The following is a 24,199-nucleotide window of genomic DNA, read 5'->3' on the forward strand; positions in this document are numbered from 1 at the left end:
TCGAATCGCGCGATCGAGCCGGGGTGACAGGGCGGACCCCGGTCAGCCCGCTCTTTGCCAGGCGCTGAGCAGTTCCTCGGGGCCGTAGGCCGCCTGGAGGCCGGAGCACTTGATGCCGCTCCGGGAGACGGCCACGAGTGGGACGGGCTCGTCGGTGATCGCGGCCCGGTGTTTCTGCAGCGCGGCCAGGTCGTGGCTGTTGAAGGCGGAGTTCTCCAGCCACTTCACCGAGCCGAAGAAGAGCAGCTGCTTGGCGATCGGCTGCCGGTCCGCTCCCACCAGGTCGATTTCGATGTCGTTGCTGCGGGTCCAGTATCCGCCGATGGCAGGGGCTGCGGGCAGGAGCTCGTCCGGCAGGAGGCGCGCGAGGGAGTCCCGGACCAGGGGCTCGACCGCGCGGCCCCGCCAGCTGGTCCACTGTTCCTTGACCCGGCTCAGTGTGAGATCTCCCCGCAGCCGCTCGATCTCCGCCATGTGCGGATCCAGGAAGGTGAGCCAGAACCTCAGGTAGGGATCGGCCACCCGGTAGCGGCGCTCCTTCGACGGCCTCAGGGAGAGGGGCAACTCGGTTGCCACCACTCGTTTCTCGGTCAGCACGTCAGTGGCTCGGGTAAGGGTTGTGTGAGCGATGCCGCCGGCGGCGCGTGCGATGTTGGTGAAGGTGCGCTCTCCGGATCCGACGGCCCGCAGTACCTCTCTGCTCGTCGCCTGCGGTGGAAACTCCGCGCCCAGCGAGCGCTCGGCGGACACGAGCAGTGCCGAGATCGGGTTGTCGAGTGAGTCGCGGAGGAACTCCCATACGTCCGCTCCGGCCCGCCATTCCGCGCAGATCAGTGGAAGGCCGCCGGTGATCAGGGTTGCGTCGAAGGCGGCTGCCGGTGACAGGCCGAGCATGTCGCCGATGTCGGCCGGATTCAGCGGCCCGACGACCATTTCCCGGCCTCGCTGGTGGAAGGGGCGGTCGTAGCTGTTCAGTGCCTCCATCATCGACAGGTCGGATCCGACAAGGAGGAGGAGTACGGGCTTCCGGCTGAGCAGGCGGTCCCAAGACCTCTGAAGCATTCCTTCGAAGGCGTCGACACGGTCCATGAGATAGGGGACCTCGTCGATGACGACGACGCTGGGGGTGTCGTCGGGCAGGGTCTCCGCAAGGAGCCTGAAGGCCGCATTCCACTGGTTGGGGGTCTCCTCCGCGAAGAGGCCCCGCTCCGGCAGGGTTGATCTCGCGACGGTGTCGAGCAGCTCCGTCAGCTCATCCTCGGCCGTGCCGCCGGCGGCGGTGAAGAAGAGGTGCGGCGTCCCGGTGCGGCGAAGGAACTCCTCGACAAGGCTGGACTTGCCGACGCGCCTGCGTCCGCGCACGAGGACGCATTGGCCTGGTTTCGCTGATCCGACGGCATCGGCAACCCCTTGCAAGGCGTTGTCGAGCACCTTCAGCTCACGGTTCCGCCCGATGAAACGGCGCACGGCAATCCTCCCGTAAGGATAGTAGCGATGAAGATACTATCGCTACAGATACCATCGCCGCTCGCAGTCTGGCGAGTCGCAGTCGAGGTCGAGGTCGAGGTCGTGGACGCGGGAGAGGGAGAAGGCACGCGTGGCCCAGTCTCTGGCCACCGGCTACGCTCACGGTTGTCTTGGCGGAGATTCGCGGACACGAACGTGGACAATCCCAACAGTCAGGTTCGCTTGTCCTTCCTCGGGTAGCTCCGAAGCGGGGTCCTGCCTGTAGGGGTGATGTCCGGCTGTGTGCCAAGGAGAGGCTCGTCCGGCTCTGGCCGTCGGGGTCGTACCAGGCCTCTTCGGTCCTCTGATGCTCAGTGGCGGCCAGGAACGGCGTCGGCTCTTCGGCGAGCACGGCCGGTTCAGACGTACTGCGCGCGCGGCACGTCAGCGAGGTCGTCGCTCGTGGCGTCCTGACCAGTTGCCCGGCCGCCTTGGGCCACCAGCTCACGGTGAACCGCCGCCGCATTCCAGCCCCAAGAGGTCGGCATCATCTGCACCCACCAACCCAGGCACCTGTCTGGCCGGCACCGGCAGTAGGCGAGCCCCGACGGCGGTGGCCCGATCGCGCGGAGACGGCCTGCGCCGTGGCGGCCACCGGGAGCGTCCTTCCTCGTGCCAAGCCGATCCCTGACGGGGCATTGACCGTGTCGCACAGTGCTGACAACGTTGTCCCGCCTGATCTTCGGAGATCCAATGTGGAGGTCCCACCGTGTCACTCCCCAACCCCAGTCGGCGCAAGATGCTCGGCCTGCTCGCCACCTCCGGTGCGGGTGCCGCGCTCGCCGGGGCGCTGCCCGGCACCGCGTTGGCCGCGGCTCCGTCGGCGGGCGGCCTGTGGTGGCCGCGCGAACGGATACTGCCTGGCTTCGCCGAACCCCGCGCACTGGACGTCGCGGACCTGACGACGGCAGACGCCGACGAGCAACTGCTCTTCGCCACGCTGCAGGGCAACGTGAATCGCGGTCGGCCGCGGATCGCCCTGCTGCGCGAGTCCGACGAGGGGGCGACCACCTGGCTGAAGACCGCCGGCCTGCCCTTCCGTTCGATCGGCGATCCGTGGTCGCTGCTGTCGAAGTACCGCTCGGAGATCAGTGGCGTCATCGTCACCGACCCGGCCCAGCCCGCGACCGTCAACCTCGCCACCACGCTGGCCGGCCTGCACAACGTCGTGGCCGCCTCTCCCGACCAGTTGTCCAAGCTGACCGCCGCGCCGTACTCCCTGAAGGTTCTGGACGACCTGCGCGACCGGTTCACCGACGAACTGTCCGCCTACCGCTGGGCGGTGGACAACCTCTGGCCGCACGCCAGCCACCGCCTGCTGGTCGGGCTCGACCCCAGCGTCGGGGCCTATCTGCGGGACTACGCGGTAGCCACCCGGGCGCTGGTGCTGTGGATCCACGCCGACCAGCCCGAATCCCGTGCGCTGGGCGACCGGGTGATGTCCCAGATGCGGGCCGGCTCCCCCTATATGGGCTGGTTCCCCTCCGGTGTGGGCGGCGAGAGCGACGGAACCGAACTGACCTCGAAGCACGGCCTGGTGGTGCTGGCCAGCGACTGGTCGCAGAACCTGACGGTCTTCGGTGGCGTGCGGGCGCCGCTGGCGCGGTCTCAGAAGACGCTGCCGACGCCGCGGCTGGGCAACCGCATCTACGTCACCTTCACCATGACGGAAGGCGACAACCTCCAGTACAACCAGCACCGCATGCGGGTGCTGTGGGACGATCCGGCGCGCGGTGCGGTGCCGATCAACTGGTCCACCACCCCGGTGCTCGCCGACGCCGCGCCCACCTTCCTGTCCTACTACCAGCGCACCGCCACTCGGCAGGACTACCTGATGGCCGGGCCTTCCGGCGCGGGCTACGCGTATCCGACGCCCTGGCCGGACGACACCTTCCGGGCCTTCACCGAGACCAGCGCCCGCTACATGCGCCGGACCGGGATGGACAGCGCGGTGATCCTCAACCGCACGTCCGGCTCGGACGTTCCGCTCACCGGTGCGAAGGCCCGCCAGTACCTCCACGACGTGCGTCCGCTCGGCCTGCTGGAGGAGTGGACCACCCGAACCGAGATCAGCGCCCTGGAGGGCAGCGTGCCGCTGTCCGTCAGCTACTTGACCGACTCCGTGGCGGACGCCCGGGACGCGATCGCGAAGGCATCCGCCGGCTGGGACGGGACCAAGCCCCTGTTCCTGTCGATCGGCACCCTCGCCTGGAACCTGACCCCGGCCGACGTGGTCACGATCGCCGGTTCGCTCGATTCCCGCTACCAGGTGGTCCGCGGCGACCAGTACTTCCGGCTCGCCCGCAGGGCGCTGAACCTTCCGCCCGCCTGATCGGTGAGGCCGGACAGTTCGCCGGCGGTCGGGGCGGGCATCGACCGGGGAGGGGCCGCCGCGGCCACCCGCAGCGGCCCCTCCCCGCCGTCGGGGCCGTCCCGGACCGTCGAGGCTGCCGTGTGCGGGCCCCGCCGACACCGACCCACGGGGCCGACCGTCCGCACGTGGTCGCACGACCGCGAGGCACGCGAACACCCGCATATCGCGGCCCAGTTGGTGACGGTCAGGCGAGGGCAGCGGGCTGCGCTGCGAGCAACTCCGGTGCCGGGTACCGGTGGCGAGCCGGACATCACGGAAGTCAAGAAGTTCTGCGAGCGGGCTCGAGAGCTGTTCCGCGCGTTCGCCGGCAGTGGAGCGGAACACTCCAGCTGATCATGGCGCGCACCGAAGAGCCTGCGCGCAAACGTCTTCGGAACATATCCCTCACAGGGTTCCGTGGAAGTCGACGCCACCGTCAGATGGTGGGCCGGGATTGCCGATGAGGTAGCGCGGGCAGGAGAACTTGACCTGCTGGAGGCCTACTGCTCGCACCGGCGGGGGCATCTCGCGCACGGGTACGTCAATGCCGGGGCACTGCGCATCACCTGCCCGCTGCACCACTCCAGCTACAGCCTGGAAACGGGGGACCCTAGGGGAGGCCCCAGCGGGCGGGCGGGCGCTGTGCGTCCACAGAGTCGACGAGGCGGCTGAGTAGCGTCGGTGCCCCGCACACCCTTCACGCCGACGTCGACCGCCTCGAGGACCGGAGGACGAGGAGGGTGATCTCGCTGGGGGCGAAGACGCGGAAGGGTGGGCCCCAGAAGCCGGCGCCGCGGCTGGTGTAGAGGAGGGTGCGGGGGCCGTGGTGGGTGAGGCCGGCGAGGGCCGGTTGGTCGAGGCGGACCAGGTGGTGGAAGGGCCAGATCTGGCCACCGTGTGTGTGGCCGGAGAGCTGGAGGTCGACGCCGTGGGCGGCCGCGCGGTCGATGAACTTGGGCTGATGGGCGAGGAGGAGGACGGGGAGTTCCGGGTCGGCGCCGTCGAGGGCTCCGGCGAGGTGGGCGCGGTGGCCCGCGAGGCCGGAGGACTCGGCGGTGACGTCGTCGACGCCGGCGACCACGAGGGTGTCACCACCGCGTTCGAGCAGCAGATGGCGGTTGCGCAGGGGCTCCCAGCCCAGTTCGTCCATCAGGTCGACCCAGCCCTGGGCCTCGCTGTAGTACTCGTGGTTGCCGGTGACGTAGACACGGGCCCGAGTCGCCTGCACGGTGCCCAAGGGGGCGGCCTGGGCGCGGCGGCGTTCGGCCGTGCCGTCCGCGATGTCGCCGGTGTGGCAGACGAGGTCGGCTTCCAACGTGTTCACCGTCTCGCAGAGCCGTTCCGACCAGCGGACGCGGTCGAGCGGGCCGTAGTGGGTGTCGGTGATCAGTACGACCCGGGTGCCGTCCAACCCGGCGCCCAGGCGCGGGAGTTGCACGTCGAGCCGGCGCACCCGTGGCACGCGTCGCGCCTCGGCGTACCCCCAGGTGAGCAGCACCGCGGTCACGCCGAGGACGGCCCACGTGACGATGCGCGCCCGGCCCTCACCGTCACCGACACCGGCCACGGTCAGGGCGAGCCGCAGCAGGACGCCGAGCAGAACGGACCACGTGAACAGGACCCAGGCGCTGCCCAGCAGCGTGTCACCGACGATCGCCGCCCGGTCCTGCTGGCGCCGACCGTGGCCGCGCATCATCGCGAGTGGCATCCCGACCAGGCCGAGGGCGAACAGTGCGGTGCCGATGACGGTGACGGGAAGCGGCCAGTGCTGACCGGTGTGCAGGAGCACCCAGCACGGCACGGCCCACAGCAGCACGGGGGCGACCAGGGGGATGTAGCGCATCAGGCGCCGCAGCCGGCTCGGTGGCGCCTCTTGCGTGCTGCTGTCGGCCCCATTGGTGCCGTCGTTGGTGTTTTCGCTGCTGTCCGTGGATCGGGTGTCGCTGGTCTCGGGCACGCTTCCCCTCCTGTGCTTCTGTCCGGCGGATCGGTCTCGTAGCGGTCCTGGAGAATTCATTGTCCGCTGTCGCGCGGCCGGCGTCGCTGTTCGGCCGACCGGTCGCCCCGGGGCGGGGCGGCCCGGCAGCGATTCGCTACGTTGCCCGCCTCGTCGTCCCCGCCGAACGCCGATCAGCCTGCGAGCTGCTCAAGGAACTGGTCTGGTGCTACGTCATCGACCGCCCGGCCCCGGCCACCCAGCAGCACGGCAAGCGCTCACGGATCCGAGGCCGACAACCGGATAGCCGGCCGCATCGTCTCCCAACTGCTGCGCTGGACCTACGAATCCCCGCTCCTGCTCCCCACCGACCGCGCCGAGGAACTCGACCCCCACGGGGACCCGTTGCACGCCGCACCGCTGTTCAGCGGCCGTCGAGCCCGCCCTCCAGGAGTGCCAGGGCGTAACGGGCGTGCTGGTCGCACAGTGCCTGCTTGGTCAGCCGCCCCTCCGGGCGGTACCACGTGGCGATGGTGGAGCACATGGCGAGGATGCTGCGGGCGGCGTCCTGCGGGTACGGGGTGGTGAACACGCCCGACGCGGCGCCCGCGGCGACGAGTTCCTCGAAGATCTCCTGGTTGCGATCCCGTTCGGCGACCACCTGGGCGCGCTCCTCGCCCTCCAGATGGCGCACCTCGCTCAGCGCGATGAGCATGGCGGTCTGGTAGTCCGCCACGAAACTCACGTACGCGCGTACCGCCGCGCCCAGTTGGTCGGCGACTTCCTTGCCCGCGGTATCCACCGCCGATGTCACCTGCGCGGACAGCATCGCGTTGGCGCGGTTCAGGAGCTCCGCGAGAAGACGGGCCTTGGAGGGGAAGTAGTTGTAGAGGTTGGACAGGCTGGTGCCCGCGGCGCGGGCGATGTCCCGCATCGAGGCGCCATTGAAGCCGCGCTCCGCGTACAGCTGGAGGGCGGCGCGGAGTATCGCCGCCTCATTGCCCCGCCCGGAGTCGCTGATCAGGTCCGGTGCGGGAGAACGATCGTTCATGCGGGGAGGCTACGGGTCCCTCCCGGAATGGTCAACGCACCTATTGACGGGTGGACTTGTGCGCTGCTTCTCTACGCATGAACGTTCGTTCTTGCTCTGGCCGGAGCGGATGAGGGATGGATGGAGGAAGGATGGAGTCGCGCGTGGCAGCATCGCGAACGACGGTCCGTACGCGGACCCTGTACTTCGAGGACTTCCGCCCCGGGCAACGCTGGACCAGTACCACGCGCCGCATCACCGCGGACGACCTGGCGGCGTTCACCGAACTCAGCGGTGACCGGCACCCGTTGCACACCGACCCCGAATGGGCGGCACGCACACGCTTCGAACGGCCGGTCCTGCACGGGCCGTTCGGCATAGCGGCCTTTCTCGGGTTCCTCCACGACATGGGCCTCGCAGGGGAATCCGTCATCGCCCTGCTCGACACCAACTGGCGCTATCTGAAGCCCTTGTACGTCGGCGACACCCTCCAGTGCACGCTCACCATCACCCGCTGCCGCCGCACGTCCGACCCGCACCAGGGCGTGGTCCACCGACACGTGATCCTGGAGAACCAGCGTGGCGAGCGCGTCCAGGAGGGCACCAGCGCGGTCCTGGTCCACGCCCGTGGCACCGGGCCCGACCCGGTCGCCCTCGCACCCGGAACCGTGGAGTGGGGGAGCGGTCTCGCCGAACTCCTCGCCCAGAACGAACAGTTCACCTCCGCGACCGCCACGTGGGACGGCACCATCGGGCTCCGGTCCGGAGACAACGAGGTGCAGTTGCGTGTCTACCTCGGCCGCATCATCGACGTCGCCCGCCGCACCCCGCACGGGCCGACCTTCACCCTCGCCGCCGACGAACTGACCTGGACCGAACTGCTCACCGGGGAGCGCAACGACCTCGTCGCACGCATGATGCGCGGGCAGTTCCACGCCACCGGTGACGCATATGAGTACCTGCGCCTGACCAAAGTCCTGTATCTCATCACGGACGCGGCGCGGGCACTCGCCGAGGAGGCGCGCGCATGACCCGCATCCGACACGAAGCCCGCTATCTGGAGATCGACGGGGCGCTCGGCTATGTGGAGCAGGCGTACGTGGATCAGGCGGGGGTGGGCCAGGCTGGTGGCGGTGGCGGTGGCGGTGGCGGTGGCGGTGGCGGTGGCGGTGGCGGGGGCGGGGCCCCGGTGCTCTGCCTGCACACGGCCGGGCAGAGCGGTGTGCAGTGGCGCCGCACCATCGACGAGCTCGCCGCGCTCGGCTACCGCGTGATCGTTCCGGATCTGCCGGGGCACGGCCGGTCCGAGCCAGCCCGCAACGGCCCGGTCGAGGATCTCTCCCAGTACGCGGACTGGTGTCAACTCCTCATCTCCGCCCTCGGATTGGAGCGGCCGTACGTCGTCGGCTGCTCCATCGGCGGGAAGATCGCGCTCGAACTGGCGGTACGGGCAGGGGGCGAGGTGGCCGGAGCCGTCGTCCTGGCCGCCGAGGCCGGTCCCGGCCGCGTCAACGTGGCGGGGCTACGTCGCGAATTGCAGGATCTGGCCGCGCCCAGCCGCTCCGACCGGACGTATCTGGGCACCCTCGCCGTGGTCGGCTCCGCCGCGCCGCCCGGCACGGCGGAACTCATCGCCACCATGCACCGTCGCGAGGACCCCGCCGTGTCCAGCGCCGACCTCATCGGCTGGGGCACGCACGACGTACGGGACGCGCTCGGATCCGCGCGCTGTCCCGTCCAACTGGTCGCTGGGGAGGACGACTTGTGGCTCGACCCCGAACAGGTGCGGCGGACGGCCCAGGCGCTGCCGCATGGGCAGCACGTGCTGCTTCCGGGCGTCGGCCATTACCCGATGGAGGAGATCGACGGCTTCGCGCGGCTGCTCCACGGCTGGCTGGCGCAGCTCTCCAGGGCCGGGGGCCGGGTCGGGACCGGCTGAGCGACCCGCTCCCGCACGATGACCCTGCCCTGCCTGCCCTGCCCCCTGCCCTGCCGGACTCTCCCACGGCGCGGGCACCGTCTCGCCAACCACACGGTGAAAGGACTCCGATGACCACGCTCACCGACCTTCTGTCCGGACTCGTGGACCGCGACCCCGACGCGGTCCTCGCCATCGACGCGGGGTCGGGGTCGGGGTCGGGCTCCGGCTCCCGCTCCCGCTCCGGAGGGGGTATGGCCGTCCCCCGCCGGGAGTTCCAGCAGCGCGTCGCCCGGCTCCGTGCGGACCTCGCCGACGCCGGAGTCGGCCGGGGCGACTGCGTCGCGGTCTGGCTGCCGAACTGGTCGTCCGCACTGACCTGGCAGTTCGCCGCCGGCAGCCTCGGAGCGCACGTCATCGGCGTCAACACCCGTTACAACGTCGACGAGTTGGTGCACGTACTGGACCGCGCCCGCCCGAAGGTCCTCGCCCTCGCGTACGACTTCCACGGCCTCGACCTGGTCGGCATCCTCCGCCGCGCGCTGCCCCGCACCAGCGCGCCCATCCCGTCGGTCGCCGTCGTCCCGGGCCCGGACGCCGACCCGCCGACGGACCCGTCCGCGTACGACATGGGCGCCGGAGCCTGGACACCGCGCGGCACCACCGGAGACACCACGCCCGTGAACGTGCCCGAGTACGTCGGCGACGAACTCACCGTCGCCTTCACCACGTCCGGCTCCACGGGTCGGCCGAAACTCGCCGCGCACCGTGAGTCCGCGGTCGTAGCCCACGCGGAGGCCGACGCCCGCGCCCTCGGCATCGAGGACGGCGACGTCGTCGGCTGCATCCTCCCGCTCTCCGGCACCTTCGGCTTCACCACGGCCATGGCCGCGATCGCGGGCGGCGCCGCCTGCCTCCTCGAACCGGTTTTCCAGGAGGACTCGGTCCTCGCCGGCCTCGCCCGGCACGGGGCGACCCATCTGGTGGGCGGCGACGACATGGTCTCCCGGCTCGTCGACGCCTGGCGGCGCGAGCCGCGGGACCTCTCCCGGCTGCGCTGGCTCGGCATGGCCGACTTCCTCGGCCGCACCCGAGACATCGCGGCGTGGGCGCGGAAGGAGTTCGGTACACACACCTCCGGGGTGTACGGCTCCTCGGAGGTCTTCGCCCTCGCCCTTTGCTGGCCGCCCGGCGAACCCGCGCCGCGCCGCTGGATCGGCGGCGGGCATCCGGTGTCATCGGACATCGCCGTACGGGTCGTCTCCCCGGAGACAGACGATCCCGTACTGCCGGGCGCCCAGGGCGAGTTGCAGCTGCGCGGCCCCAACGTGGTCGACGCCTACCTCGGTGACCCGGAAGCCACCGACCGCGCCTTCACCGCCGACGGGTGGTTCCGCACCGGGGACCTGGCGACGGTCGCCGAGGACGGGGCCGTCGAGTACGTGTGCCGGATGGGCGACGTGCTGCGGCTGCGCGGATTCCTCGTCGACCCGGCGGAGATCGAGCAGCGGCTGGCCGCGCACTCCGCCGTCCGGACCGCGAAGGTCGTCGGCGCGCGTGGCCCGGACGGCGCCCCGCAGGCGGTGGCCTTCGTCGTCCTCGACTCGCCCACCGGACCCGAAACTCTCCGGGACTGGTGCGCGCAGGGCCTGGCCCGCTTCAAGGTCCCGGCGACCGTGCACGTACTGGACCGCATGCCCACCACCTCGGGAACGAACGGCACCAAGATCCGGGCCGCCGCGCTCCGCGAACAGGCCCAGCAACTCCTGACAGGAGGCGAACCACGGTGACCAGCGGCGACCCCCGCAGCAACAGAACACCCAACGACGGACCACAGGGCGACGGACCGCTCGGCGACGTATCGCCCGGTACCGGAACCACGGGCAACGAATCGCTCGGCGGCGGACCGCAGGGCGGCGGATCGCCCGGCACTGGAACCGTGGGCACCGGATCCCAGGGCACCGGATCGCGCGGCGACGGATCGCGCGGCGACGGAGCGCCCGGCACCGGAACCACGGGCACCGAAACCAAGCGCAACGAATCGCCCCTCGGCGGACCGCCCGCCACCCCAACCCCCGCCACCGAAATGCGCCGACTCGCCGGCGCGGCCGTTCTCTCCACGGCGCTTGAGTGGTTCGACTTCCTCATCTATGCCACCGCCGCGGCGCTCGTCCTCGGCGAACTCTTCTTCCCCTCCTTCAGCGACATCGCCGGAACCCTGGCCTCCTTCGCCACCTTCGCGGTGGGCTTCGTCGCGCGGCCGGTCGGCGGGATCATCGCCGGGCATCTCGGCGACCGGTTCGGTCGCAAACCGCCGCTGGTCGGGGCGCTCGTGGTGATGGGCGTCGCGACGTTCGGCGTCGGCGTGCTGCCCACGTACGACGCCGTCGGTATCTGGGCACCCGTGCTGCTCGTGTTCCTCCGTCTCATCCAGGGGCTCGGTGTCGGCGCCCAGTGGGGCGGCGCCGCACTGCTCCTAACCGAGCACGCGCCCGTAGAACGCCGCGGCTTCTACGGCAGTCTCGTCCAGACCGGCGCCATCATCGGCGCGGTCGCGGGCAACGCCGTCTTCCTCCTGTTGACCGCGAACCTGTCCGACTCCGCGTTCACCAGCTGGGGCTGGCGGATCCCCTTCGTCACGGGCCTCGCCCTGGTCGCCGTCGGCCTCTACGTCCAACTGAAGATCGAGGACTCGCCGGTCTTCCGGGCCATGCGCGACGAGTCGGCGCAGGCCGAGCACGCCGCCGGGACCCGCAGGTCACCGCTGAGTCAGGCCGTCCGGCACCACTGGCGGGCCATCCTCCAGGCCGCCGGCGCCTTCTTCGTCGTGAACGCCACGTTCTACATCCTGATCAGCGGCATGCTCGACTACGGCACCACCCACGCCGGGCTGTCCCGCACCACCACCCTTCTCTGCGTCCTCGGCGCCGGCGCCACCCAGATCGTCACCATCCCGCTCTTCGGAGCCCTCTCCGACCGCTGGTCGCGGCGCAAGCTCTACCTCACCGGCGCGGCACTCATGGGCCTCTTCGCCTTCCCTCTCTTCTGGCTGATCGACACGGGATCGGCACCGCTGACCTTCCTCTCCCTGCTGATCGGCTTCACGATCCACGCCACCATGTACGGGCCGCAGGCCGCCCTGTACGCCGAGATGTTCCCCGCGGAGGTCCGCTACTCCGGCGCGTCCCTCGGCTACCAGACCGCCTCCGTGCTCGCCGGGGGCCTCGCCCCGTTCCTCATGACCGCGATGCTGGCCGCGACGGGCTCGTCCTGGTCGGTCTCGGCGTACATCCTCCTGCTCTCCGTCCTGACCTTCATCGCCGTCTACACCATCAAGGAGTCCTTCCGCCGCGACCTGTACGCGTCGGGATCACACCGGGCCGCGCAGGTGTCCGTTTCCGTGTCCATAGACATGTGATCCGGCGGCAGGAGCAAGGGAGACGAGACGGCCGGTCCGGCGCCTATCGCGCTCATGCTGTCGTCGACGCCCGCCCCTTCTCGTACACGACAAGCCCCTGAGACCGGCCCAGCGGGACAAGGATCAGCTCCACCATGACCGCCTTCCACGCGTAGACGACATTGACGACCTTGGTCGGATAGACGCACGGAAGATTCAGCAGCACCTGCCCGAGCGGCACCCGCCGTCTGCGCGCCGCGTACACCAACGGCGGTAGCGTCAGGGCGAGTTCGGATCCGAACCACCAGCCGAACGTCTCCAGGGCGGGGCGGCCGAATCCGAGGACGAGCACCAGCGGCGCACCCCACCACAAAGGGGCGAGCAGAATCTCCATCAGGGCGAGGGTCACCCACAGCGCGAGCATCGGCTTGCGCCGTGCCAACTGGCCTGTGTGCAGCCGCACGTTCTGACAGAAGCCCGCCATCCACCTCCACACCTGCTTGCGCAGATACAGCAGGCTCTCGGGATCGGCCGCCCTGGCCACCGCGTCACCCACGTACATGGCGCGACGCCCCGCGATCTGCTGGGACCAGGTGAAGTCCATGTCCTCCACGATGGTCCGCTCGGGGAACCCGCGTTCGCCGAGCGCGCTGCGCCGAAACATCGAGCAGCACCCGGAACACACCATCGGGCTGTTCGCACCCGCCTGGATCGGCCGCTGCCAGTGGAATCCGTGCAGGTACTCCACCGAGCGGCCCCGCTCCCACAACGTCCGCGCGAACCGGGTCTGCACATTGCCCGCCGCGATCGTCACGCGCGGATCGGCGAAGACGGGTGCGACCTTCTCGATGTAGTCGGGCGCGAGCACCGTGTCCGCGTCCACCGCGAGGACGAGCTCCGACGTGCAATGCGGCAGCGCGTGGTTCTGCGCCTTCGCCTTGCTGCCCAGATTGCGCGGCGGGCGCAGCACCTCCGCCCCGTACCGCCGGGCGACCTCGCCGGTGGCGTCGTCGGACGCGTCGTCCACGACGATCACCCTGCGTGGTGGCACCGTCTGTGCCGCGATCGACTCCAAGGTCGCCGGGAGCCCCGCTTCCTCGTTGTGCGCGGGCACGATCACCGTCACGTCATGCATGGCCGCGCCCCCGCCCGAGCCTGCGCACCCCTGCCCTGACCAGCACCGCGGCGCCCACCACCGCGTACACCAGAACGCTCACGCCGACGACCGGCAGTCCACTGCCCATATCCGTTCCCCCATGGTCCGTGCAGCCGCCTCCCCGGCGGCCTCCTCCGCGTCGGCGCTGCGCCGACGCACATCTAGGAAGTTAGCCGGGCCCGGAACGTCGAACGCCGGGCCGCCACAATCTGTGGACGGCCCGGCGCCTGTGGACAACTTCCGTACCCGAACGGGGAGTTGAGTACGAGGTTCAGTGGTGCTAGTCAGCTTGCCTGGATCAGCGCAATCCGGCGAAGAGGTCGTCCTCGGGCGTGCTCGCGCCGGTGGCGTCCTTGACACGCACGAAGGTCTCCGTGCCCATGAAGTCGCCGAAGCGCTCCTTGCCCATCTTGAGGAAGAAGATGTTCTCGCCCTGGCTGGCGTGCGCGGCCAGGGAGTCGAACTTCTGGTCGCTGAACGCGGTGGTGTCCACCCACGTGGTGATCTCGTCGTCCGGGAGGCCGATCTCCGCCATCGCGGCGGCCTCGGCGGGATCCGGCTCCGGCATGTCCGGGTGGAACTCACGCAGGATCTCGCCGAACCGCTGCATGCCCGAGCGGGGCATCGTCGTCCAGTACACCTTCGGTGTGAAGTCGATCATCTCCAGTGCCGCCATGGTGATGCGGTTCGCCTGGATGTGGTCGGGGTGGCCGTAGAAACCGTTCTCGTCATAGGTGACGACCACATCGGGGCGGTAGTGCCGCATGAGCTCCGCGAGCCGGGCGGCGCTTTCCTCCACGGGGGTCTGCCAGAAGGAACCGGGGGCGTCGTTGCTCGGCCAGCCGACCATCCCGGAGTCGGCGTAGTCGAGCATCTCCAGGTCGCTGATCTTCAGGACCTCGCAGCTCGTCTCGAGTTCCTGGCGGCGCATTTTGGCGACGGCCGCCGGATCGTGGCCGGGCTCTCCCGGCTTGACGCCTCCCGGTCCGTCACCGCAACCGCCGTCGGTACAGGTCACGAGGACCGTGCGGATGCCTTCCGCCGCGTACCGCGCGAGGACCCCTCCGGTGCTGGTGGCCTCGTCGTCGGGGTGGGCGTGCACGGCCATGAGCGTCAAGGGTCGATCGGTCATGAAAGGGTCCTCCTGCGGAAACATGCCTGGTCCGAGGCGCGGCATACGTGCCGCGCCTCTGGGGACCGGATCCTGGCGGCGCGGACGACCTTGTGGTCTTCGTATTCCCCGCCGCGGGCGCCGGTCCCTCGCCAGATGCAACCGTGCGGGACGGGTCGACTGTTCCCGACGTGACCGATTCGTTCGTCCCGACGTCGGTCCCCTCGCTGATCATCCGCGTGTCGACCGCCCACCTGCGCCCCGCCCCGACGTGACCCGCCCCGACCCGCGCCGCTCAGGTCAGCTCCTCTGCGAGCAGGTCCATGAGCAGCCCGTCCTCCCAGACGCCCGTCCGATGGTTGCGCCAGTACGCCCGCATGATCCCCACGGGCTTGAAGCCGACCTTGCCGTAGCTGCGGATCGCGACGGTGTTGGCCGCGGCGGGATCAATGGTCAGCCGGTGATGACCGCGCTCCCGCACCAGCCACCTGGCCAGCGTGCGCACCGCGTCGGCGCCGAGCCCCTTCCCGTGCTGCCGCGCTGTAAGGAAGACGTCGATGCCTGCCCGGCGGAACTCCGGGTCGTCCTCCTCGTCGAACTGGATCGCTCCGACGATCTCGCCCTCGAAGAGGACGACGAGCATGCCCTCATAGTCGTCCGGCGGCGACCACCATGCCGCGACCTCCGGTTCGCTCACGATCCTGGCGAGGACCTTGTCATCGCCGTCGGCCACCGGTCGGAGAAGGACCTTGTCCCCGTTCAACTCCATGTCCTGATCCTCCCTTGGCGGCAGGGACCGCTCAACGGGATTTGCCCGGCACACGGAGGCGACGATCCCGCACGCGCTGATGGGCGGGCCCATCGGTCGGGCCCATCGGTCGGCCCTGTCAGGCGGACGCCTATCGTCGCCCCCATGACCACTCTGCTGATCGCGGGCATGCCGGCCGCGGGACACGTCAATCCGACCCTTCCCGTCGTCACCGAGCTGGTCGGCGCGGGTGTCGACGTCGTGTACCTCTGCGACGCCGAGTTCGCGGACCGCATCCGCGGGACGGGTGCCCGTTTCGTGCCGTATCCCGAGGGCGTGCTGACGTCCCGTGACATCGCGGAGGCCACCCGGGCCGGCAGCAGCGTGGGGGTGGTGGTGAAGGTGCTCAGGGCATGTTCGGCGCTGGTGCCCTTCGTCGTCGATCAGGCCAGGGCGTTGGGCCCGTCGGCCCTGATGCACGACTCGAACGCGCTGTGGGGCCGGCTGGCCGCGACCGCCCTCGACCTCCCCACGGTCTCCTTCATGACGACCTTTTTCGTAGGAACCGGCGCGATGAAGGCCCTCACGGTGCGGGAGAACCTGACCGTCGTGGGCCCGACGCTGCGTGACATGCCGGCCGCGCTGCGGGCCAAGCGCGCGTTGGTCAAGGAGTTCGGTACGGACGCCGTGCCGCCCACGCCGATGCTGCCGCTGCGCGGCGACCTGACCCTCTTCCCGATCCCCGAGGAACTCCAGGCCCCGGACCCGCGCCTGGACGCCACCTGCCACTTCACCGGCCCGACCAGCGTGGCCCCGGAAACCGCACCCACACCGCTCGACCCGGAACTCTCCGCCCACCTGTCGGGCGGGCAGCCGGTCGTCCTGGTCTCGCTGGGGACGCTGCACGACGGCGGCGCGTCCTTCTTCCGGGACTGTTGCGCCGCGCTCGGCGACCTCCCGGTCCGCGTGGTCCTCGCCACCGGCAGCGGCGTCGCCCCGGCCGACCTGGGGTCCACACCGGCGAACACCCTCGCCCGCCGGACGGTCCCTCAACTCGCCGTCCTGCGCGAGGCGTCGGTGTTCGTCACCCACGGCGGCATGAACAGCACGCTCGAATCCCTCCACTGCGGGGTGCCGCTGATGGTCGTGCCGCAGCAGGTGGAGCAACTGCTGATCGGCCGGGCGGTCGCGGAGCGCGGCGCGGCGGTGGTACTCCGCCAGAACCTGTCCCACCGCCCCGTACCGACCATTGCGCTACGGGCCGCCGTCGAGCGGGTGTTGGGGGACCCGGGGATGGCGAAGGCGGCCGGCGAACTGGGACGCCGGTTCCACGCGGAGGGAGGGGCGGGGCGGGCGGCGGAGTTGGTGCGGGGGATGCTGGATGCCGACTGAGGTGGCGGGTGGGGGCAAGCGGGCCGCGCCCCGCCACCGGCGAAAAAAGCGGACCCGCACACGACGGTGGGGCCGCCCTCCGGAAAGATCCGGAAGAGGGCGGCCCCACCGCTGTCGTACGACGCCGTTCGGTGACGATTGCTCGTCGTCAGCCTGCCGGCGCTGTGATCACTTCCGCGACCGGCGCACGGCCGTCGTCAGCAGCACACCGGCCCCCAGCAGGAACACGGACGCCAGCGCCGCGATCAGCGTGAGGGTCGAAGGGCCGGTGTCCGGGAGTTCACCGCCCGAGTCGTCCGGGGTGATCTCGGCGCTCGTGCCGCAGTCGGGGTCGTTCGAACCCGCCGCACAGTTCGAACCGTCGGGCCCGACTACGGAGTTGGCGAGCGTCCCGTTGCCTGCGATCGGGTCCTTGACGGTCATCGAGTAGGTCAGCGTCGCGGTCTGGCCCGCGGGCAGGTCGCCGGACCAGGTGAGGTTCGGCGAGGCGTAGGAGACGTCACCGGTGTCGGTGGTGGCGTCGCCGTTGTACTTCGCGTCGTCGAGCGCGTCCGACATGTCGTCAGTGAGCGTGGCGTCGTCGTAGTCGGCCGCACCGACATTCTTGACCGTCACCGTGTACGTCACCTTGTCACCGGGCTTCACCTTGTCCGCGTCGGTGGTCTTGGCGATCTGGAGCTCCGCGACCGGGACGAGCGTCTGGCAGTCCGTGTCGGTGGACCCCTTCGCGCAGTTGGAGTCGCCCGGGCCGGTGACCGTGTTGGTCAGCTGGTGGTCGCCCTTGTCCGGGCTGTTGACCGTGGCGGAGTACGTGATCGTCACGGTCTCACCGGCCGCGATGTCACCCGACCACTTCAGGTTCGGATCGTCGTACGACACCGAACCGGAGGAGGCCGAGGCGTCCTCGCCGTACGTGGCGTCGTCGAGCACTCCGCTCAGGTCGTCGCTGATGTCGGCGCCGCTGATGTCGGTGGCACTGTTGTTGGTGACCTTCACCGTGTACGTGACCTTGTCGCCCGGCTTGGCGGTGTGGGTGTCGGCGGCCTTGGTGATGTGCAGGTCCTTGACGTCCTGCTCGTCGTGGCAGCCGGCCTCCGTGCCGGTCTCGCAGTTCGAGTACTTGTTGCCGGTCACGGCGTTGCCCAGGTGGGCGTTGCTGCCGTCCGAGGCATCGACGGTGACGGAGTAGGTGATGGTCGCCGTCTCACCGGGATCGAGTGTCCCGGACCACTTCAGGTTCGGATCGTCGTACGTCACGTCACCGGTACTGGCCTTCGCGTCGCCGTTGAACTTCGCGTCATCGAGGACATCGCTGAGATCGTCGTCGGCGGTGGCGTCGACCGGAACCTTGCCGGTGTTCTCCACCTTCACCGAGTACTGGACCGTGTCGCCCTGGGCGAGCGTGCTGCCGTCGTCGGGGGTCGACGTCTTGGAAATCTTGTAGCTGGGCTCGTCGAAGAGAACGCTGGCGCAGCCCTGCGGATCGACGCCGATCACACCCTTCTCCTGGGTGATGTTGCTCTCGGCGCAGTTCTCGTACGAACCCGCCTGGTCGGACGTGACGTCGACGCTGAGGGTGCAGGACTTCTGCCCCTCCTCCAGGTCACCGGACAGGTCCACGGCGCCGCTGCCGACGGACGTGTCGACCTTGCCGTTGGTGCACGTCGTCGCGGTCTTGGCGGGATCGGCTACCTTCAGCCCGGCCGGCAGGTTGTCGACGAACGACCAGCCTTGCTTCTTCATGAGGTCGGACGTGTTCGTGACGGTGAACGTCAGCTTCGACGTGCCTCCGACGGCGACCGCGTCCGGGCTGAACGACTTCTCCACCCGCGGGGTGACGTCCTCGATCTGGATGTCGTCGAAGGCGGCGTCGTTGCCGCTGTAGCTGCCGTTCGCGTTCGTCATGCGGATGCCCAGGCTGCTGCCGGGGTAGATCATCGGGTTGTCGGCCCGGTTGTTCACGACGTTGATGTCCTTGGCGAAGCCGGTCTCGGCCTTCGGGTACGTCGTCGCCGTGGGGTCGGTGCAGGGGTTGATCGGCGCGTCGGAAACCGAGTAGGGGGTGTTTCCGTCGAGCAGGAAGAAGTTGAGTTCGGGCGCCGAGACGTCGCAGGCGGACGCACCCGAGGTCACTGAGGCGGTGAGGAAGCGATTCCTCGACGTCAGCGGGATCTGCTTGTCGGTTTGGAACTCCACCTTGTCGGCACCCGGGTTGGCCGAGGTGTACGCGGCGACGGCGTGGTTGTCGGGCGGGTTGCCCGTGCCGTTGTACCGGCCGATCGCGTCAGTGATGTTGCGCAGGTTGTTCCAGTTGGTCTCTTCGTTCGCGCACTCCTGGATGCCCTCTGGGAAGCCGTCCGAGTCCGTTTTGTTGAGGACCCAGCCGTTGCAGTTCGTGAGCCAGGCGTCGTCCGCGGTGTAGGTCATGCTCTGAGTTGCCGGGCCACCGGTGTAATCGGTCAGCTTGATCGGCCGCGGAGCCGGATCGTTCTCGAAGTTCTCGTCGTACACGACGGTCGGGTCCTCGGGAACCCCCGGCTGAGCGGCCGCTGCCGCGCGGCTGTGTTCCGGTGCCTTCGCGGCATCCGAGGGTGCCTCGGCCATGGCCGGGAGCGCGACGGCCGTTCCCATCGCCGCGCTGAGAGTCACGGCCAGCGTGGCGGAGAGCCGCTGCAGCCTCACCCCCCAGGCCGGTCGTCTGTTGCGGTCCATCGGCGCCCTTCCTCCGGAGACGGATGTGTCCGTAGGAAGGGTCGCCCGCGAAGGTGATGAAGTTTTGTACGACAACCCTGGAAGCCGTGGGTTGTACCTATATGGGCGTATTGATGACTATGGGCAGGCCAGAGGGTGTGCCCCGTCGGGGCCGCCGCCTCAGCCCGGCTGGTGAAGCGGCAGCCGCTCGGAGATCTCCAGCATCAGATGGTCCTTCTCCGTGTACGCCGGTACGGCGATCAGCTGGTGGCCCTCGGTGCGCGGCGCGGGACCCAGAATATGTGGCAGGCGCGAGACGACGTCGACCGTAGCGGCGCGCTGTGCGCCGAGCGGAACCTCCCGGGTGACGCCCTCGAAGCTCACCGAGAGCAGAACGTCCCAGATGCCGGGGGCGAGCGGCCAGCCGTCGGAGCTCTGCGCCAGATTCACGCGCGTGGCGAAGCGTCCCATGGCGCGGGGGCGCCCCTTGGAATTGACGAGCTTGTCGTCCCGGTGAGCGGTGACCGGGTAACGCTCCTCCGCCCCGGTGGCGCGGTGTCTCAGGACGACATGGGTCCTGCGGCTCGCGGTGCTCAGCTGGTCGAAGAAGGCGAAGCCTTCCAGGTGCAGGAGCGGCCCGTCCCACCGGAGCTTCTGCAGCTCCATCATCACCTTCATCTGGCCGGTGATGTCGAAGACGGAGTCGGGCAGCTCCACCGCCGGGTCGCGGAAGTACGGCAGGGCGGCGAACACCTTGCCGCCCTCCACGACCTTCTTCGGCGCGGGGTTGCCGGTCGCCGCGGAGTACTCGGCCATCCGCACCGCGTGCTCGTGGTGGCCCGCCGCCAGGAGCGCGTACCGGACGGCGAGCGGTCGCGGCAGAAGGGCCAACGAGCCTGGTGTGGCGAGGGTGTTGAGTACGGACTCGGCGTGTGAGAGAGTCCGCCGCCGCTCTTCGGAGGAGTCCTCGGCCAGCAGGGCGCGGCCGGTCGCCTTACCGAGCTCCACTTCAAGGTGGCGGGAGAGCAGCCGGTCGCGCCCAGGCCCGTCAGGGACGAGGGAGTGGACCATCGACATCATTCGCTCGGCCAGGACGACCCGGTCGGACGGCCCGACGGGCGAGGCCGGGGGTGCCGGCGAGCCCTTGAGAACGCACGGGCTGTCCGCCAGCACCGACACCGCGTCGGCGGCCAGATAGGCGGCGGCTGTGAACGGCTGGTCCTCACCGAACCGCAGGTCGGTGGGGAAGGAGAGCTCGGCCCGGCGCAGCAGTTCGGTGCGGAACAGCTTGTCCGGAGTGAGGGTCCAGTAGACCTTGCTGGTCAGGGGAGCGGCGTAGGCGCTGCTCTTGCGGAACATCGCCGTCGGCACGGCACGCCTGCCCAGCGCGGCGGGCTTGCCGAGGACGACATCGGCTTCGTTGCGGTCCGCCGCCCGGACCATGCGTTCCAGCGCGTCGGGGGCCAACTGGTCGCAGGCGTCAAGGAAGATCACGTAGCGGCCACGGGTGTGCTCGATGGCCGCGTTGCGGGCCTCGGCGGGCGTGGGGCCGCGCTGAGGCAGCTCCACGGTGAGCAGCTCCGGCCGGTCGGCGGCCACGTCCCGCAGCAGGCTGCCGACGGAGTCGGTCGAACCGTCGTCGACGGCGACGATCTGCGTCCGGGCCGCCCCCAAGGTCTGCGCGAACAGCGAGTCCAGGCACGCGCGGAGCTGGTCGGCCTGGTTCTGCACCCGGAGCGCGACGGTGGCGTCCGGAAGCGGCGCAGGGGGAGCGGAGGTGGCGTTCATGGTGTGCTGCTCCTCAGCCGTGCGATGCCTTGGGCGGGGTGGTGGGCCAGGGCAGGCTTCCCGTGAGTTCCGGCCACTGCCACGGGGCGAAGGCGGGGGCCGGTGGTTCGACGGGGAAGACTCCGGGCGTCGGGCCCAGTTCACCCACGTAGACGTTGACCGGGGCGGTCGCCGTGGTGCCGCCCGCGTCCACGGCCGTGTACGTGAACCGGTCGTAGCCGGTGAAGTCGGCCGCGGGCCGGTAGTGGATCCAGTCGTCCCCCGTATGTTCGACGACGCCGTGCGCCGGCTGGGTCACCGACAACACGGAACCCGCGTCCGGACGGCTGTCCCAGGGGTGCACGGACACGGGTGCGCCGATATCGGTCGTGACGCGAAGCCCGCGGACGTCGGCCGTACGGATCGGCAGCGCGGCGTGGGTCAGTCGCTTGACGCGGATCCGCTCCCCGGTGGCGGGAAGGCGCAGCGTCGCGGCGAGCACGGGGCGCAGGCGCGGGGTGCTCGGCCGGCCGTCGATCCGCACGGTGACGCTTCCGGTGGCGGTCTGCTGCCGCTCGGCGCGGACCCGGTACCAGCCCTGCTCCGGGAAGTGTTCGACGTCCGTCAGCCCGACCACGGTCGCCACCCCGTCGAGTGAGTCCGCCAGCAGGTAGGCGAACCCCAGGTGCGCGTGCTCGTCGCAGGAGACGGACAGCGTCAGATGGAGTTCCTCGCCCGGCCGGACGCCGGGTTCCGGATCCGCCGAGGAGAAGATCGCGGCGGACACGACTCCGTCGGAGGCGGAGTGCCCCGTGACCCGGCCCCGGCACAGTTCGTGAGGCATCGTCAGTGACCTTCCGTGGCGGGCCGACGCGAGACGCGCTCCTTGGTCAGCCGGTCGTACGTGGCCTCGTCGAGCCAGCCCAGCTCCTCGTACGAGAACGTGCGTCGGCCGAGGTCCTGTACGAGATGGGCGGGGAGCACCTCCTGTTCGAGGAGGCTGCGGGCGACGAATCGAGCGCACTCGATCGCGCCCTCGGGCCGCACATGCACATTGTCGGCGTCCAGGACGACACCCATCAGCGGCTCGCCCGGACGAAGATAGGTGAACGCCCGCTTCGAGTCCTCGGGCCCCAGCTCCTCCCACCAGGCGACCGTCTGCCCGTACAGGTCGACGACGGGCACATGCTCCTCGCGGGCCAACTCCCGCATGGCCAGGGGGTAGTCACCGAGGAAGCGGGAGACATTGGAGTGCCGGTCCACCCGGCGCCGCTCGTACGGCAGCAGGATCACCGGATGTGCCTGGGCGGCCCGGGTCCCGCAGACGTAGGCGCGCAGGTGCTCCTGGAAGTCGTCGAACGGTTCGGTGTGCAGGCCGGGGTCCGGCTTCCAGTCGATCTGGCCGAAGCCGACGATGAAGTAGTCGCCGGGAGCGAGCTGTTCGAGGATCCACTGCAGTCGGCCGCGTTCCCGGAAACTCTTCGAACTGGACCGGGCGCGGGCGCAGTTGACGACCTCCACCTCGTGGGCGAGGAAGAGGTGCAGTGCCTGCGCCCAGCCCGTCATGGGCAGGTGCGTGTTCGGGCGTGTGACGGCGGTGGAATCGCCGGCGACGAAGACGCGCGGGGCACGGTTCGAGGGCTGTGGCTCGGGGTTGCTCATATCGCTCTTCCGGACGGTCCGAAGCCTCGCCTACTCCTCGAGCCCGGCCACCAGTGCCGCGTAGAAGTCGTCGCCGACGGTCTTCAGGGTCGGGTCCTGGCGGCGGATGTCGATGACGTGGCCCGTCAGGGGGGACACCAGGACGTCGATCGAGGACTGGGCCACCGCCTCCGAGGTGAGGAGGGAGGAGGACGGTTCGTCGCCGAAGGCGTTGGTGCGCATCGGGGTCGCGGTGCGTTCCGGGTTGATGCAGTTGACGCGGATGCCGTCGGCGGACCATTCGTCGGCGAGGGCCTGAGTGAGGTTGACGGTGGCGGCTTTGGCGGAGGAGTAGAGGCTGTACGAGCCGCGGCCCCGGGTGTAGCTGCTCGAGGTGTAGAGGAGGAGCTGGCCCTTGGTCTCGGCGAGGTAGCGGTGGGCGAAGCGGGCCATGTGGACCGGGGCCAGGTAGTTGACCGCCGTGGCCTCTTCGATGGCCTCCGTGCTGCTCTCGGCGAGTTTGCCGATGCGGAGCACACCCGCGGTGTTGACGACGTAGTCGACGCGGCCCGTCTCCTCGTACGCCTCGGCCAGCGCGCGCTCGATGTGCTCGGGCCGTTCGACGTAAGTGCCGGTTCCGGAGCGGCTGTTGGCGAAGACGTTCGCGCCGTGGCTCCGGGCGATATCGGCGATGTCCGCGCCGATGCCGTAGCTCGCTCCGAAGATCACCACGGTGCGGCCGTCGAGGCGCTTGCGGTATTCATCCTCCTCCAGGGACTCGGGGGCGACGCTTGAGGAGAGTTGGAAGAGCTTGTCGGTGAGGAACACGTCGACGGGGTGGGTGACCTTCATGTTCTGCTCCTCGCCGCGCACGATGTGCACCGGCACGTCGGGGAGGTAGCGCAGCACGATGGAGCAGTCGTCGGTGCCCTCGAAGTTGGGGTCGCCGGAGGCCATTTCGTAGGCCTTCCACAGCGTCGCGAGGCGGAAGCCCTGGGGGGTCTGGCCGCGGCGGAGCCGGGAGCGGTCGGGGATCGAGGTGATGAACTCGCCGTCGGTGCCGTGGGTGCGGACGTGCGCGATGGTGTCCGCGGAGGGGATGGCCACGTCCACCGCGTCGTAGCGGTCCAGGGCGGTGATGCAGTCGGCGACGACCCGCTGGGAGAGGAGGGGGCGCACCGAGTCGTGGAAGAGGACCTTGAGGTTCTCCTCGGGGGCAGTGCCCGCCTGGGCGCCCAGGGCACCGAGTGCCCGTCGGGTCGTTTCGTTGCGGGAGGTGCCGCCCGGTATGACGCGGCTGACCTTCTCGTAGCCCGCGGCGTCCACGATCTTCTGAAGCTGGGGAACGAAGTCGCTCACCATCAGGACGATGATCTCGTCGACGTCGGGGGCGCGCTCGAAGACGTCGAGGGTGTGCTCGATGATCGTCTTGCCCGCGATCTTCACCAGCTGCTTCGGCACGGACAGACCGACGCGGGTGCCCGAGCCTCCGGCGAGTACGACGGCGACGGTGCGGTCGCTCTTCTGTTCGCTTCCGGGCTGCTGAATCACGT

General features: G+C 69.9%; 18 protein-coding genes. 7 read left to right on the top strand and 11 right to left on the bottom strand.

Going from position 1 to position 24,199, the window contains the following annotated elements; all coding sequences use genetic code 11:
* Positions 1-42: 42 nt before the first annotated feature.
* Complete coding sequence (locus ACP4E5_RS37530) at positions 43-1,467, bottom strand: ATP-binding protein (RefSeq protein ID WP_425836885.1); 1,425 nt, start codon at positions 1,465-1,467, stop codon at positions 43-45.
* A 748-nt stretch (positions 1,468-2,215) separates the two neighbouring features.
* On the opposite strand from ACP4E5_RS37530, the gene ACP4E5_RS37535 reads away from it, so the two are divergent.
* The gene (locus ACP4E5_RS37535; protein ID WP_425836888.1) at positions 2,216-3,838 is read left to right on the top strand and encodes a GxGYxYP domain-containing protein; all 1,623 of its coding nucleotides are present in this window, start codon (positions 2,216-2,218) and stop codon (positions 3,836-3,838) included.
* Positions 3,839-4,276: 438 nt separating this feature from the next.
* Positions 4,277-4,531, top strand: coding sequence for a Rieske (2Fe-2S) protein (locus ACP4E5_RS37540; protein ID WP_425836891.1), 255 nt, complete (start codon positions 4,277-4,279; stop codon positions 4,529-4,531).
* A gap of 25 nt (positions 4,532-4,556) precedes the next feature.
* On the opposite strand, the gene ACP4E5_RS37545 is transcribed toward ACP4E5_RS37540, so the two are convergent.
* Complete coding sequence (locus ACP4E5_RS37545) at positions 4,557-5,816, bottom strand: metallophosphoesterase (RefSeq protein WP_425836894.1); 1,260 nt, start codon at positions 5,814-5,816, stop codon at positions 4,557-4,559.
* Between the two features lie 403 nt (positions 5,817-6,219).
* The gene (locus tag ACP4E5_RS37550; RefSeq protein ID WP_425836897.1) at positions 6,220-6,846 is read right to left on the bottom strand and encodes a TetR/AcrR family transcriptional regulator; all 627 of its coding nucleotides are present in this window, start codon (positions 6,844-6,846) and stop codon (positions 6,220-6,222) included.
* A 143-nt stretch (positions 6,847-6,989) separates the two neighbouring features.
* Between ACP4E5_RS37550 and ACP4E5_RS37555 the strand changes: the two genes are divergently transcribed.
* From ACP4E5_RS37555 to ACP4E5_RS37570, 4 genes are all read left to right on the top strand, one after another.
* Complete coding sequence (locus tag ACP4E5_RS37555; RefSeq protein ID WP_425836900.1) at positions 6,990-7,856, top strand: MaoC/PaaZ C-terminal domain-containing protein; 867 nt, start codon at positions 6,990-6,992, stop codon at positions 7,854-7,856.
* Positions 7,853-8,764: an alpha/beta fold hydrolase gene (locus ACP4E5_RS37560; protein ID WP_425836903.1), complete on the top strand. Its 912-nt coding sequence runs from the start codon at positions 7,853-7,855 to the stop codon at positions 8,762-8,764. Before ACP4E5_RS37555 ends, ACP4E5_RS37560 begins: the two co-directional genes overlap by 4 nt.
* 110 nt (positions 8,765-8,874) lie before the next feature.
* Complete coding sequence (locus ACP4E5_RS37565) at positions 8,875-10,533, top strand: AMP-binding protein (RefSeq protein WP_425836906.1); 1,659 nt, start codon at positions 8,875-8,877, stop codon at positions 10,531-10,533.
* On the top strand, positions 10,530-12,161 hold the full coding sequence (locus ACP4E5_RS37570) for an MFS transporter (protein WP_425836909.1): 1,632 nt from the start codon (positions 10,530-10,532) through the stop codon (positions 12,159-12,161). Before ACP4E5_RS37565 ends, ACP4E5_RS37570 begins: the two co-directional genes overlap by 4 nt.
* Positions 12,162-12,213: 52 nt before the next feature.
* Here the strand turns inward: ACP4E5_RS37570 and ACP4E5_RS37575 are convergent, their stop codons facing one another.
* From ACP4E5_RS37575 to aac(6'), 3 genes are all read right to left on the bottom strand, one after another.
* Complete coding sequence (locus ACP4E5_RS37575) at positions 12,214-13,275, bottom strand: glycosyltransferase family 2 protein (RefSeq protein WP_425836912.1); 1,062 nt, start codon at positions 13,273-13,275, stop codon at positions 12,214-12,216.
* Positions 13,276-13,594: 319 nt separating this feature from the next.
* Entirely contained in the window at positions 13,595-14,428 is an 834-nt protein-coding gene (locus ACP4E5_RS37580; protein WP_425836915.1) for a PIG-L family deacetylase, read from the bottom strand.
* A gap of 274 nt (positions 14,429-14,702) precedes the next feature.
* Complete coding sequence (gene aac(6') / locus ACP4E5_RS37585; protein WP_425836918.1) at positions 14,703-15,176, bottom strand: aminoglycoside 6'-N-acetyltransferase; 474 nt, start codon at positions 15,174-15,176, stop codon at positions 14,703-14,705.
* A gap of 144 nt (positions 15,177-15,320) precedes the next feature.
* On the opposite strand from aac(6'), the gene ACP4E5_RS37590 reads away from it, so the two are divergent.
* The gene (locus ACP4E5_RS37590; protein WP_425836921.1) at positions 15,321-16,547 is read left to right on the top strand and encodes a macrolide family glycosyltransferase; all 1,227 of its coding nucleotides are present in this window, start codon (positions 15,321-15,323) and stop codon (positions 16,545-16,547) included.
* A 168-nt stretch (positions 16,548-16,715) separates the two neighbouring features.
* Here the strand turns inward: ACP4E5_RS37590 and ACP4E5_RS37595 are convergent, their stop codons facing one another.
* The 5 genes from ACP4E5_RS37595 to ACP4E5_RS37615 form a co-directional block, all read right to left on the bottom strand.
* A complete protein-coding gene (locus tag ACP4E5_RS37595; RefSeq protein WP_425836924.1) occupies positions 16,716-19,259 on the bottom strand; it encodes a DUF7927 domain-containing protein in 2,544 nt (847 codons plus the stop codon).
* 159 nt (positions 19,260-19,418) lie between these two features.
* Positions 19,419-21,026: a glycosyltransferase family 2 protein gene (locus ACP4E5_RS37600; RefSeq protein WP_425836927.1), complete on the bottom strand. Its 1,608-nt coding sequence runs from the start codon at positions 21,024-21,026 to the stop codon at positions 19,419-19,421.
* A gap of 13 nt (positions 21,027-21,039) precedes the next feature.
* The gene (locus tag ACP4E5_RS37605; RefSeq protein WP_425836930.1) at positions 21,040-21,849 is read right to left on the bottom strand and encodes an Ig-like domain-containing protein; all 810 of its coding nucleotides are present in this window, start codon (positions 21,847-21,849) and stop codon (positions 21,040-21,042) included.
* Positions 21,850-21,851: 2 nt separating this feature from the next.
* Positions 21,852-22,667, bottom strand: a complete 816-nt coding sequence (locus ACP4E5_RS37610) for a rhamnogalacturonan acetylesterase (protein WP_425836933.1) — start codon at positions 22,665-22,667, stop codon at positions 21,852-21,854.
* Between the two features lie 30 nt (positions 22,668-22,697).
* Entirely contained in the window at positions 22,698-24,197 is a 1,500-nt protein-coding gene (locus ACP4E5_RS37615; protein ID WP_425836936.1) for an SDR family NAD(P)-dependent oxidoreductase, read from the bottom strand.
* Between the last annotated feature and the right edge of the window lie 2 nt (positions 24,198-24,199).

Source organism: Streptomyces fractus (genome assembly GCF_049844455.1).
GTDB classification, from domain to species: Bacteria; Actinomycetota; Actinomycetes; order Streptomycetales; family Streptomycetaceae; genus Streptomyces; species Streptomyces fractus.